The 13562-nt window shown below is 43.1% G+C and carries 3 protein-coding genes, 8 tRNA genes, 3 rRNA genes and 1 pseudogene; all 15 read left to right on the top strand.

Annotated elements, in window-relative coordinates:
- Positions 1-100: 100 nt before the first annotated feature.
- Positions 101-3874: pseudogene (locus tag J0J33_RS01585) on the top strand (PolC-type DNA polymerase III); the annotation flags it as partial.
- A gap of 306 nt (positions 3875-4180) precedes the next feature.
- Positions 4181-5729 (top strand): 16S ribosomal RNA (locus J0J33_RS01580).
- 110 nt (positions 5730-5839) lie between these two features.
- Positions 5840-5912: transfer RNA gene (locus tag J0J33_RS01575), tRNA-Ala, on the top strand.
- Between the two features lie 166 nt (positions 5913-6078).
- Positions 6079-8978, top strand: a 23S ribosomal RNA gene (locus tag J0J33_RS01570).
- Between the two features lie 198 nt (positions 8979-9176).
- Positions 9177-9292 (top strand): 5S ribosomal RNA (gene rrf, locus J0J33_RS01565).
- Together the 16S, 23S and 5S rRNA genes with 8 tRNA genes alongside form the textbook arrangement of a ribosomal RNA operon.
- Positions 9293-9296: 4 nt before the next feature.
- Positions 9297-9369 (top strand) — tRNA-Val (locus J0J33_RS01560).
- A 2-nt stretch (positions 9370-9371) separates the two neighbouring features.
- Positions 9372-9444: transfer RNA gene (locus J0J33_RS01555), tRNA-Asp, on the top strand.
- A 38-nt stretch (positions 9445-9482) separates the two neighbouring features.
- Positions 9483-9555: transfer RNA gene (locus tag J0J33_RS01550), tRNA-Lys, on the top strand.
- Between the two features lie 46 nt (positions 9556-9601).
- A tRNA-Leu gene (locus J0J33_RS01545) sits at positions 9602-9683 on the top strand.
- A gap of 11 nt (positions 9684-9694) precedes the next feature.
- Positions 9695-9767, top strand: a tRNA-Thr gene (locus J0J33_RS01540).
- A gap of 70 nt (positions 9768-9837) precedes the next feature.
- Positions 9838-9909 (top strand) — tRNA-Gly (locus J0J33_RS01535).
- A gap of 38 nt (positions 9910-9947) precedes the next feature.
- Positions 9948-10033, top strand: a tRNA-Leu gene (locus tag J0J33_RS01530).
- Between the two features lie 390 nt (positions 10034-10423).
- On the top strand, positions 10424-10909 hold the full coding sequence (locus J0J33_RS01525; protein WP_029343540.1) for a hypothetical protein: 486 nt from the start codon (positions 10424-10426) through the stop codon (positions 10907-10909).
- A 92-nt stretch (positions 10910-11001) separates the two neighbouring features.
- The gene (gene pgk / locus J0J33_RS01520; protein WP_014025460.1) at positions 11002-12198 is read left to right on the top strand and encodes a phosphoglycerate kinase; all 1197 of its coding nucleotides are present in this window, start codon (positions 11002-11004) and stop codon (positions 12196-12198) included.
- 47 nt (positions 12199-12245) lie between these two features.
- Positions 12246-13415, top strand: coding sequence for a class I SAM-dependent rRNA methyltransferase (locus J0J33_RS01515; protein WP_019292966.1), 1170 nt, complete (start codon positions 12246-12248; stop codon positions 13413-13415).
- Positions 13416-13562: the final 147 nt, after the last annotated feature.

Raw genomic sequence — 13562 nt, 5'->3', positions numbered from 1 at the left:
AGACGATCTAGTCATGACCGCAAATGATGTCGTTGAGATTGCTAAAAAAGAAGATTGTAGTCGAGTCGCGGCACAAATTAGTGCTGTAAAATCAGATAAAATTCAGATAGGGCGTGAAATTAAGAATTCTGAGCCAATCACACCGATGCGTTCGGTCAGTGAATTTTCTACTCATGGCTCTTTGGTGTTTGAAGGTTATATCTTCAAGAGTGAGCTGCGCGAGATTAAATCACGCAAGACAGGAAATATTAGCCATCTGTTAGAGATTGAAATGACTGACTATACATCCAGCTTTTATATCTCAAAATGGGTTCGTGGAGATGAAGAAATTGCTGTGGCTAAGCAGCTTACAGGCATTTGGGCGCGGGTACGCGGCACAGTGCAGCATGATGACTATAAAAAAGATCTTGTTCTCCAGATGAGTGACTTACAAGAAATACCGACACAAAGAGTGCGGGAAGATACGGCGGCTGAAGGAGATAAACGTGTGGAATTCCATAGCCATACGAATATGTCAACCATGGATGCGATGCCTCCTGCAAGTAAGCTTGTTGCTCAAGCTGCGAAATTTGGTCATAAAGCAATTGCCATTACAGACCATGCGGGTCTTCAAGCTTATCCTGAAGCTCACCAAGCCGGTAAGAAACATGGTGTAAAGATTATCTATGGTGTAGAGGCAAATCTGGTAGAAGACAAGATTCCTATTGTATTTAATGAAGAAGATGTCAACATGTATGAGTCAACTTATGTTGTCTTTGACGTGGAAACGACAGGACTATCTGCTGTACATAATGACTTGATTCAAATTGCCGGAACGAAGATGCATAAGGGAAATCCTATCGGCGAGTTTGATGAGTTTATTAACCCGGGTTATGCCATTAGTGATTTTACAACAGAATTAACAGGTATTACACAGGATCATTTAAAAAATGCGAAGCCTCTATATGATGTTTTAAAAGCCTTTCAAGAATTTTGTCAAGGCAGTATCTTGGTAGCCCATAATGCTACTTTTGACGTAGGCTTTATGAATATGAATTATCAGCGAAATGGCTTACCTATCATTAAGCAACCTGTAGTGGATACTTTAGAATTCGCTCGTAATCTGTACCCAGAGATGAAGCGTTTTGGTTTGGGACAATTGACGAAAAAGTTTCAGATTGGTTTAGAGCATCACCACATGGCCAATTATGATGCGGAAGCGACGGGACGTTTATTGTTTGTCTTCCTTAATGAAGTTCGCGATCGTTTTGGCTGGACATCACTGCTTGACTTGAACGACAAACTCGTAGCGGAAGATTCTTATAAGAAAGTCCGTCCAAAACACGTTACACTTTATGCTCAAACACAAGCAGGTTTGAAGAATTTATTTAAACTTGTAAGTTATTCTAATGTTAAGTATCTTGCTGGTGTACCACGTATTCCGCGTTCCGTTTTGCAAGAACATAGAGAAGGCATCATTGTTGGCTCAGCCTGCAAATCAGGCGAAGTTTTCGATGCAATAACCAATAAAACCTTTGAAGAAGCTTTAGAAATTGCCAAGTTTTATGACTTTATTGAAGTTATGCCGCCAGCGCTGTATCAATCTCTTGTTGTCGGGGGTAATTTTAAGAGTGAGAAAGAGCTGCAACAAACGCTGAAAGACTTGATTAAGCTCGGCAAGAAGTTAGGCAAACCGGTCTTAGCTACTGGTGATGCTCATTACCTTAACCCAGAAGATGCGATAAATCGTGAGATTATTATACGTTCGCTGGGGCAAGGGGCAGAAATCAACTGGAATCAAGGAAGAGGGGAGCATGCAAAACCTCTACCTTTACCCGAAGCGCATTTCCGTACGACAGATGAAATGTTGGACGAATTTAGCTTCTTAGACGAAGCCACAGCGCGTGAAATTGTCATCACCAATACGCAAGAAATGGCAGAGCGGTTTGAAGAATTAACACCTGTAAGAGATGATCTTTATACACCGAAAATGACCTTTGAAGGTGGAGAAAGTTCTGAGGAGCGCATCACGCGTTTGACTTATGAGAAAGCGCACGAGTGGTATGGCAATCCTTTGCCAGATATTGTAGATGCGCGTTTGGAAAAAGAGTTACGTTCTATTATAGGGAATGGTTTCTCCGTGGTTTATATTATTTCGCAAGAACTTGTACGGCGTTCAAATGAACGTGGTTATATAGTAGGTTCTCGTGGATCAGTGGGTTCATCACTTGTAGCTACAATGATTGGTATTACCGAGGTTAATCCTCTTGCACCGCATTATCGCTGCCCGGAATGTCAATATTTTGAATGTTATGATGATGGGAGCTACGGCTCAGGTTATGATATGCCTGATAAAAAATGTCCAAAATGCGGACATAAGTTGGTAAAAGATGGTCATGATATTCCCTTTGAAACTTTCCTTGGTTTCAAAGGTGACAAAGTACCCGATATTGACTTGAACTTCTCGGGGGATGATCAGCCTTTGGCCCATTTGGATGTCCGTGATATTTTTGGAGAAGACTATGCTTTTCGTGCGGGAACAATTGGTACGGTAGCCGAAAAAACAGCCTTTGGTTTTGTCAAAGGTTATGAACGAGATTACAATCAGTTTTATAGCAATGCTGAAATTGATCGTTTAGCCATGACTTCAACAGGTGTTAAACGTACAACTGGACAACACCCGGGCGGGATTATCGTTATTCCAAACTATATGGATGTCTATGATTTTACACCTGTACAATATCCAGCTGATGATGTGCGTGCGGAATGGCAAACTACCCACTTTGATTTCCATGCGATTCATGATAACATCTTAAAACTTGATATTCTTGGACATGATGATCCGACGATGATTCGAAAACTCCAAAGTTTATCGGGGATTGTCCCACAAGATATTCCCATGGACGATGAGGAAGTAATGAAACTCTTTACAGGTACAGAATCGTTGGGAATTACGGAGGAACAACTAGGCGCAAAACTTGGTACGCTAGGTATTCCTGAGATGGGGACCTTCACTTCAATGAACATGATTGCTGAAGCTAAACCTAAAACTTTTGCAGATTTATTGCAAATTTCAGGACTTTCACATGGTACGGACGTATGGGCAGGTAATGCCCAAGAATTAATACGCTCAGGAATTGCTGACTTGTCCAGCGTTATCGGTTGTCGGGATGATATTATGGTTTACTTGATACATGCTGGTTTAGACGAATCCATGGCCTTTAATATTATGGAACGAGTGCGTAAAGGGATGTGGAGCAAGATTGGGGCAGAAGAAAGAGAAACCTATGTTAATGCGATGCGTGAGCATGGTGTCCCAGATTGGTATATTGAATCTTGTTCGAAAATCAAATATATGTTCCCGAAAGCCCATGCTGCTGCCTATATTATGATGGCTCTTCGTGTTGCTTATTTCAAGGTACATAAGCCAATTCTTTACTATTGTGCATGGTTTTCTATTCGTGCAACAACATTTGATGTTGCAACGATGGGAGCAGGTTTAGATGCAGTCAAGGCGAAGATGAAGGAGATTCGTGATAAAGGTTTCGATGCAACCAACACTGAGGTCTCTTTAATGACAACGCTTGAGCTTTGTAACGAAATGCTTGAACGCGGCTATAAATTTGGTAAAATTGACCTTTACCGCAGTGAAGCTACAGAATTTGTTATCGATGGCGATACATTGATTCCACCATTTATCACAATGGATAGCTTGGGCGAAAACGTTGCAAAACAACTTGTTGAAGCCCGTAAAGAAGGAGAGTTCTTGAGTATTATGGAACTTCGTAAACGAGGAGGCGTGTCACAAACAGTTGTTGACAATATGAAATCTATGGGAATCCTCCAAGGAATGCCAGAAGATAATCAATTAAGTCTCTTTGAAGACCTCTTTTAATAAAAAACAGGAAACCAGACACAATGGTGTCTGTTTTTTTATAGTCTTTAAACGTGACAACGGCGGGGTTTTCCGAACGAGTGTAAAAAAAAGGGAGAAAAAGCACAGTTTATTCTTGACAGAACAAATTGAGTTTGATAGAATATAATAGTTGTCGCGAGAGAGCGTATCTCTTACGAGAGCGATAGACCTTTGAAAACTGAATAAAGTAGAATGACTATATGCGAGAAGTTAACTTCTTGTATACCAACTGTCAATTCAATAATGAAAGACAAAACAACAGCCAGTTCATTTGATGAACTAAATTTAAATGAGAGTTTGATCCTGGCTCAGGACGAACGCTGGCGGCGTGCCTAATACATGCAAGTCGAGCGATGATTAAAGATAGCTTGCTATTTTTATGAAGAGCGGCGAACGGGTGAGTAACGCGTGGGAAATCTGCCGAGTAGCGGGGGACAACGTTTGGAAACGAACGCTAATACCGCATAACAATGAGAATCGCATGATTCTTATTTGAAAGAAGCAATTGCTTCACTACTTGATGATCCCGCGTTGTATTAGCTAGTTGGTAGTGTAAAGGACTACCAAGGCGATGATACATAGCCGACCTGAGAGGGTGATCGGCCACACTGGGACTGAGACACGGCCCAGACTCCTACGGGAGGCAGCAGTAGGGAATCTTCGGCAATGGGGGCAACCCTGACCGAGCAACGCCGCGTGAGTGAAGAAGGTTTTCGGATCGTAAAACTCTGTTGTTAGAGAAGAACGTTAAGTAGAGTGGAAAATTACTTAAGTGACGGTATCTAACCAGAAAGGGACGGCTAACTACGTGCCAGCAGCCGCGGTAATACGTAGGTCCCAAGCGTTGTCCGGATTTATTGGGCGTAAAGCGAGCGCAGGTGGTTTCTTAAGTCTGATGTAAAAGGCAGTGGCTCAACCATTGTGTGCATTGGAAACTGGGAGACTTGAGTGCAGGAGAGGAGAGTGGAATTCCATGTGTAGCGGTGAAATGCGTAGATATATGGAGGAACACCGGAGGCGAAAGCGGCTCTCTGGCCTGTAACTGACACTGAGGCTCGAAAGCGTGGGGAGCAAACAGGATTAGATACCCTGGTAGTCCACGCCGTAAACGATGAGTGCTAGCTGTAGGGAGCTATAAGTTCTCTGTAGCGCAGCTAACGCATTAAGCACTCCGCCTGGGGAGTACGACCGCAAGGTTGAAACTCAAAGGAATTGACGGGGGCCCGCACAAGCGGTGGAGCATGTGGTTTAATTCGAAGCAACGCGAAGAACCTTACCAGGTCTTGACATACTCGTGCTATCCTTAGAGATAAGGAGTTCCTTCGGGACACGGGATACAGGTGGTGCATGGTTGTCGTCAGCTCGTGTCGTGAGATGTTGGGTTAAGTCCCGCAACGAGCGCAACCCTTATTACTAGTTGCCATCATTAAGTTGGGCACTCTAGTGAGACTGCCGGTGATAAACCGGAGGAAGGTGGGGATGACGTCAAATCATCATGCCCCTTATGACCTGGGCTACACACGTGCTACAATGGATGGTACAACGAGTCGCCAACCCGCGAGGGTGCGCTAATCTCTTAAAACCATTCTCAGTTCGGATTGCAGGCTGCAACTCGCCTGCATGAAGTCGGAATCGCTAGTAATCGCGGATCAGCACGCCGCGGTGAATACGTTCCCGGGCCTTGTACACACCGCCCGTCACACCACGGAAGTTGGGAGTACCCAAAGTAGGTTGCCTAACCGCAAGGAGGGCGCTTCCTAAGGTAAGACCGATGACTGGGGTGAAGTCGTAACAAGGTAGCCGTATCGGAAGGTGCGGCTGGATCACCTCCTTTCTAAGGAATATAAAAAAAGATGTTGTTCTACTTTATTCAGTTTTGAGGGGTCTATAAAGACCAAACAAGCAGTCTTTTGATGCAAGATAGAGAAGATTGCGTTGAGAGAAGGGGCCTTAGCTCAGCTGGGAGAGCGCCTGCTTTGCACGCAGGAGGTCAGCGGTTCGATCCCGCTAGGCTCCATAAGATACGAAAGTGTCTTGTCAACGAAGACGTTAAAATAGGAATTGATCATTGAAAACTAAATAACAATATCTTATAACGATAAATAAACCGAGAAATGGTAAAACATTTCTGTAAAGCTGCGAATTATTTTAAATAGTTCGAAAAAACTTATACTTGTTTTAATGGCAAAGTTAATAAGGGCGCACGGTGGATGCCTTGGCATTAAGAGCCGAAGAAGGACGTGACTAACGACGATATTCTAGGGGGAGCAGTAAGTACGCATTGATCCCTAGGTCTCCGAATGGGGAAACCCACTATGTTATGCATAGTATCCGTAAGTGAATACATAGCTTACGAGAAGGTAACGCAGAGAACTGAAACATCTAAGTACCTGCAGGAAGAGAAAGTAAAAACGATTTCCTAAGTAGCGGCGAGCGAACGGGAAACAGGCCAAACCAAGAAGCTTGCTTCTTGGGGTTGTAGGACTGCAACGTGGACTTAAAGTCTATAGAAGAATTACCTGGGAAGGTAAGCCAAAGAGAGTAATAGCCTCGTATTTTAAATAGACTTTATACCTAGCAGTATCCTGAGTAGGGCTGGACACGCGAAATCCAGTTTGAATCCGGGAGGACCATCTCCCAAGCCTAAATACTCCTTAATGACCGATAGTGAACCAGTACCGTGAGGGAAAGGTGAAAAGAACCCCGGGAGGGGAGTGAAATAGCACCTGAAACCGTGTGCCTACAAGAAGTTCGAGCCCGTCAATGGGTGAGAGCGTGCCTTTTGTAGAATGAACCGGCGAGTTACGTTATGATGCGAGGTTAAGCTGAAGAGGCGGAGCCGTAGCGAAAGCGAGTCTGAATAGGGCGCTTTAGTATCATGATGTAGACCCGAAACCTAGTGACCTATCCATGAGCAGGTTGAAGGTGCGGTAAGACGCACTGGAGGACCGAACCAGGACACGTTGAAAAGTGTTTGGATGACTTGTGGATAGCGGAGAAATTCCAAACGAACTGGGAGATAGCTGGTTCTCTCCGAAATAGCTTTAGGGCTAGCGTCGCAATTTAAGTGTATTGGAGGTAGAGCACTGTTTGGATGAGGGGCCCATCTCGGGTTACCAATTTCAGATAAACTCCGAATGCTAATACACATGTGCGGCAGTCAGACTGCGAGTGCTAAGATCCGTAGTCGAAAGGGAAACAGCCCAGACCACCAGCTAAGGTCCCAAAATATATGTTAAGTGGAAAAGGATGTGGGGTTGCACAGACAACTAGGATGTTAGCTCAGAAGCAGCTATCATTCAAAGAGTGCGTAATAGCTCACTAGTCGAGTGACCCTGCGCCGAAAATGTACCGGGGCTAAACATATTACCGAAGCTGTGGATTTAATATTAATTAAATGGTAGGAGAGCGTTGTAATCAGCGATGAAGGTATACCGTGAGGGGTGCTGGAGCGATTACAAGTGAGAATGCCGGTATGAGTAGCGCAAGATAAGTGAGAATCTTATCCACCGTAAGACTAAGGTTTCCAGGGGAAGGCTCGTCCGCCCTGGGTTAGTCGGGACCTAAGGCGAGGCCGAAAGGCGTAGTCGATGGACAACAGGTTGATATTCCTGTACTAGTATTGTTAGTGATGGAGGGACGCAGTAGGCTAAAGGGAGCCAGTTAATGGATTCTGGTCTAAGCAGTGAGGTGTGGAATGTGTCAAATGCATTTTCCTTTAACATTGAGCTGTGATGGGGAAGCAACTACGGTTGCGAAGCCCTTGATGTCACACTGCCAAGAAAATCTTCTAGCGTTTAATTCAATACTACCCGTACCGCAAACCGACACAGGTAGTCGAGGCGAGTAGCCTCAGGTGATCGAGAGAACTCTCGTTAAGGAACTCGGCAAAATGACCCCGTAACTTCGGGAGAAGGGGTGCTGTAGAAATACAGCCGCAGTGAAAAGATCCAAGCAACTGTTTATCAAAAACACAGCTCTCTGCTAAACCGCAAGGTGATGTATAGGGGGTGACGCCTGCCCGGTGCTGGAAGGTTAAGAGGAGGGGTTAGCTTAGGCGAAGCTCTGAATTGAAGCCCCAGTAAACGGCGGCCGTAACTATAACGGTCCTAAGGTAGCGAAATTCCTTGTCGGGTAAGTTCCGACCCGCACGAAAGGCGTAATGATTTGGATACTGTCTCAACGAGAGACTCGGTGAAATTTTAGTACCTGTGAAGATGCAGGTTACCCGCGACAGGACGGAAAGACCCCATGGAGCTTTACTGCAGATTGATATTGAGTACCTGTGAAGCATGTACAGGATAGGTAGGAGACTTTGACCTTGGGACGCTAGTTTCAAGTGAGTCGCTGTTGGGATACTACCCTTGCTTCATGGTTGCTCTAACCCACACGCATAATCGGCGTGGGAGACAGTGTCTGTCGGGCAGTTTGACTGGGGCGGTCGCCTCCTAAAGAGTAACGGAGGCGCCCAAAGGTTCCCTCAACATGGTTGGAAATCATGTGTAGAGTGTAAAGGTATAAGGGAGCTTGACTGCGAGAGCTACAACTCGAGCAGGTAGGAAACTAGGGCTTAGTGATCCGGTGGTACCGCATGGAAGGGCCATCGCTCAACGGATAAAAGCTACCCTGGGGATAACAGGCTTATCTCCCCCAAGAGTTCACATCGACGGGGAGGTTTGGCACCTCGATGTCGGCTCGTCGCATCCTGGGGCTGTAGTCGGTCCCAAGGGTTGGGCTGTTCGCCCATTAAAGCGGCACGCGAGCTGGGTTCAGAACGTCGTGAGACAGTTCGGTCCCTATCCGTCGCGGGCGTAGGAAATTTGAGAGGATCTGCCCTTAGTACGAGAGGACCGGGGTGGACTTACCGCTGGTGTACCAGTTGTTCCGCCAGGAGCACCGCTGGGTAGCTATGTAGGGAAGGGATAAGCGCTGAAAGCATCTAAGTGCGAAGCCCACCTCAAGATGAGATTTCCCATTCTTTATGAATTAAGAGCCCTGAGAGATGATCAGGTTGATAGGCTGGAAGTGGAAGTCCTGCGAGGGATGGAGCGGACCAGTACTAATAGCTCGAGGACTTTACCAAGTAATAGAACATATGAGTTCAGCTTTACTTATTTATCAAGAGATTGTTATTTAGTTTTGAGTGTTCAATACATTCAACTTTAGGCTTTTAGAGCCTGACCTTATGAAAATAGATAAGTTGAGAACCTGCGTGTGACGCAGAACCACAACTTCCTAATTTTCTACAGGTCAAAACGTCTCTAAAAGCACTAGACCATGATTTGGTATTCATTGCATAGGAGATACACCTGTTCCCATGTCGAACACAGAAGTTAAGTCCTATTACGCCGGAAGTAGTTGGGGGTTGCCCCCTGCGAGATAGGGTAAATGCCAAGTGATTGGGAGTTTAGCTCAGCTGGGAGAGCATCTGCCTTACAAGCAGAGGGTCAGCGGTTCGATCCCGTTAACTCCCATAGGTTCCGTAGTGTAGCGGTTATCACGTCGCCCTGTCACGGCGAAGATCGCGGGTTCGATTCCCGTCGGAACCGTTTCAAGTAGATAGACTTGAAAGGTAATAAAAGAAATAGACTCGTTAGCTCAGTTGGTAGAGCATTTGACTTTTAATCAAAGGGTCGCTGGTTCGAGCCCAGCACGGGTCATACTTTAACAATAGGTTGAGGTATAAAGCGTAAAAGAACTTGTCAAGCGGATGTGGTGAAATTGGCAGACACGCTAGATTTAGGTTCTAGTGCTTTAGGGCGTGGGGGTTCAAGTCCCTTCATCCGCATTTCTTTTATAGCCGACTTAGCTCAGTTGGTAGAGCATCTGATTTGTAATCAGAGGGTCGCGTGTTCGAATCATGTAGTCGGCATTCCTTTAACTGTTGGACCTAGTGTAGTGCAGCTAGAGGTATTTAGAAAGTTTTTCTTTCTTTAAGCGTTGCGAACGTAGTTCAGGGGTAGAACACAACCTTGCCATGGTTGGGGTCGCGAGTTCGAATCTCGTCGTTCGCTTTGTTAGTTCTCCCTTAGTGGGGGATTTTCCATATTTTGCCGGGGTGGCGGAACTGGCAGACGCACAGGACTTAAAATCCTGCGAAGGGTAACCTTCGTACCGGTTCGAAACCGGTCCTCGGCATCAGTCAAACCAAGAGTTTTATGACTCTTGGTTTTTTTATATATTTTTTATTAATAACTAGGTTAGTGACCTAGTTATTATTTTATTGACAAATAAGTTTGTTTGTTAAATATCAGAGAATTGTTATTTATTACTCTAAGATGAAAAGATACGTGCTAATATTCTAGTTTTTTTGATAAAATGTCAATTTATATTTTGTAACTTAAAAAATGTCCATAATTTCGATTATGTTTTAGAAATTTAAAAAATAAAAATAATTTGATAATTGTATTTAATTGAAGCTATGGTATTCTACTATATAGGAGTAGGGCATATCACAAAAGGAAGGGGGAACATAATAAAATTACGATAAGTTGGAAGTTATTCTAGAGGGGAGAAAAAAATATAAGGATGGAGCATAATTTAGATATGGAGCAGCTGGAAGAAATATTTCATTCTGTCCAACATATTGTGTGGAAAAGCAGTCGTTTAATTCCGATAAATTTTTGGACGATTGATGACTATCAGCAGGAAGGGCGCTTGGTATTATATGACTTGCTTAGCGACGGTGTGACACAAAGGAATTTATTTTGCCATTTTAAGGTGCGCTATAAGCAGAGACTTATTGATATTAAAAGAAGGGAGCGGGCTTTTAAAAGGGGTTTTGATTGTGGGACTGGCTTAGACATATACGAATATTCGGATGCTTTAAAAGGTAAAGCGGCCAGTCCAGAACATACGCTGATTTCTGGAAGTTTACTTGAAGAAGTTTTTGAAAACTTAAGTTTACGTTACCGACGGCTCCTGAAAAGTTATCTCGCGGGCGATGAATTGCATCGTATGGAAAAGTATCGTTTGAAAGAAAAAATAACGAAAATATTGTATGATCAGCAGTGAGTTTATTGATAATGCTTGGAGAGAAAGTTTTGCCTAAATTGTGATATAATTACTTTATTACTAAATAAAAATTTATAGGAGATTTCCAGAAAATGGCAAAATTGACTGTTAAAGATGTAGATCTTAAAGGAAAAAAAGTTCTTATTCGTGTGGACTTCAATGTCCCACTTAAAGATGGTGTAATTACTAATGATAACCGTATTACTGCAGCTCTTCCAACAATTAAGTATGTACTTGAACAAGGCGGACGTGCAATTCTCTTCTCTCACCTTGGTCGTGTTAAAGAAGAAGCAGATAAAGCTGGTAAATCTCTTGCTCCAGTAGCAGCAGCTTTGGGCGAAAAATTGGGCAAAGAAGTGGTCTTCCCAGGAACTACACGTGGTGCTGAATTGGAAGCTGCTATTGCTGAATTAAAAGATGGCGATATCTTGCTTGTTGAAAACACTCGTTTTGAAGATGTTGATGGTAAAAAAGAATCTAAAAATGACCCTGAACTTGGTAAATACTGGGCTTCACTTGGAGACGGTATCTTCGTAAATGATGCATTTGGTACTGCTCACCGTGCGCACGCTTCAAACGTAGGTATTTCTGCTAACGTGGATAAAGCAGTAGCTGGTTTCTTGCTTGAAAACGAAATTGCTTACATCCAAGAAGCTGTTGAAAACCCAGTTCGCCCATTCGTAGCGATCCTTGGTGGTTCAAAAGTTTCAGATAAAATCGGTGTTATTGAAAACTTGCTTGGTAAAGCAGACAAAGTTATCATCGGTGGTGGTATGGCGTACACATTCTTCAAAGCACAAGGTATCGAAATCGGTGATTCTTTGGTTGAAGAAGACAAACTTGACTTGGCAAAAGAATTGCTTGAAAAAGCAGACGGTAAACTTATCTTGCCAGTAGACTCAAAAGAAGCAAATGCTTTTGCTGGTTACACTGAAGTGAAAGATACTGAAGGTGAAGCAGTCGATGCAGGTTTCCTTGGCCTTGATGCTGGTCCTAAATCAGTTGAACGTTTTGCTAAAGAGCTTGAAGGTGCTAAAACAGTTGTTTGGAACGGTCCTATGGGTGTCTTCGAAAACCCTGATTTCCAAGCAGGTACTATTGGTGTTATGGATGCTATCATTGCTCAACCAGGTGTAAAATCAATCATCGGTGGTGGTGACTCAGCAGCTGCAGCAATCAACCTTGGCCGTGCAGATAAATTCTCATGGATCTCTACAGGTGGTGGTGCTTCTATGGAACTTCTCGAAGGTAAAGTTCTTCCAGGACTTGATGCTCTTACAGAAAAATAATGCAATAAAAAACAGACCATGGTCTGTTTTTTTGATACAATAATACTATGAAGAAAATCACAGTAAAAAAGCAGGCTGCACTTAAGCTTCGTCGCGCTTTTCCCTTAATTGTTGCCGAAGATTTAAAGTCTACTCCACAGGAAGATGGGTTTATTGACTTTGTTGATGAAAAAGAAAACTTTTTAGGAAGAGGCTATTTATCGAAGCAAAATAAAGGCGCTGGTTGGCTTTTAAGTCAAATCCCAGAGGATATAAATCAGCGTTTCTATGAAAAGAAGTTTGAGGAAGCTAAGCGCGCACGTCTTTCTTTTTTCCAAGATGACCTAACAACAGCTTTCCGGATTTTTAATGGTGAAGGCGATGGCTTAGGCGGTATAACTGTTGATTATTATGCTGATTATGCTGTTTTTAGCTGGTACAATCCTTTTATTTATACGCAAAGTACAGACATTATAGCTGCCTTTCGCTCTGTTTATCCTGAAATCAAAGGAATTTATGAAAAAATTCGTTTTGATGGACTAAGTTTTGAAACGCGACATATAGGCGGAGAAATTGCCCCAGAACCATTGGCCGTTAAGGAAAATGGTGTGACCTATGCAACATATATGAATGAAGGGCTGATGACAGGGATTTTCTTAGATCAGAAAGAAGTGCGTGGTACTTTAGCAAATGGTTTAGTGGCCGGTAAGACTCTTCTTAATATGTTTAGTTATACAGGCGCTTTTTCGGTTGCAGCAGCGTTTGGAGGAGCAAGTCAGACAACCTCAGTAGATTTGGCCAAACGTTCTTTGGATAAAACGCGAGAACAATTTACAATGAATGGCATTGATTCAGAGAGTCAACGTATCTATGTTATGGATGTTTTTGGCTATTTTAATTATGCCAAGAAAAAAGAATTAAGTTATGATGTTGTAGTTTTAGATCCACCAAGCTTTGCTCGCAACAAGAAGAAAACTTTTTCGGTGGCAAAGAATTATGGGGAACTCGTTCAAGAATCAATCGATATTTTAAATAAAGAAGGACTTTTGATTGCGTCTACAAATGCTGCTAATGTTAGCCGTGAGAAATTCCGTACAATGGTAGAACAGGCTCTGAAAAATAAAAAAGTTAAATTTGATATTTTTCAGGAAGAGCACTTGCCTGCCGACTTCAAGGTGGCTTCTTCTTTCCCGGAAGGTGATTATTTGAAAGTCTTGTTTATTCAAATCAAAAAATAAGAAAAAACTGTTGGAAAGTTGCTCCAGCAGTTTTTTAATAAGCCATAAATTACTGAAATGTAAGAGAGGATGTACAATTCTCCTTTATAATAAAAAGGTATCAGTTTTTTTAAAAAAAGCCGTCTCAGTAAAAGTAGTTCTCTTGAT

This window comes from Lactococcus sp. LG1267 (assembly GCF_017309545.1).
GTDB lineage: Bacteria > Bacillota > Bacilli > Lactobacillales > Streptococcaceae > Lactococcus > Lactococcus petauri.
Note: the sequence above shows the minus strand (reverse complement) of the source record. Positions and strands in the feature narration are given on the sequence as shown.

Bases quoted from the DNA above. Each gene is read 5' to 3' on its own strand.
- J0J33_RS01525 (WP_029343540.1), top strand. From the start codon at position 10,424: ATGGAGCATAATTTAGATATGGAGCAGCTGGAAGAAATATTTCATTCT.
- J0J33_RS01515 (WP_019292966.1), top strand. From the start codon at position 12,246: ATGAAGAAAATCACAGTAAAAAAGCAGGCTGCACTTAAGCTTCGTCGC.
- pgk (WP_014025460.1), top strand. From the start codon at position 11,002: ATGGCAAAATTGACTGTTAAAGATGTAGATCTTAAAGGAAAAAAAGTT.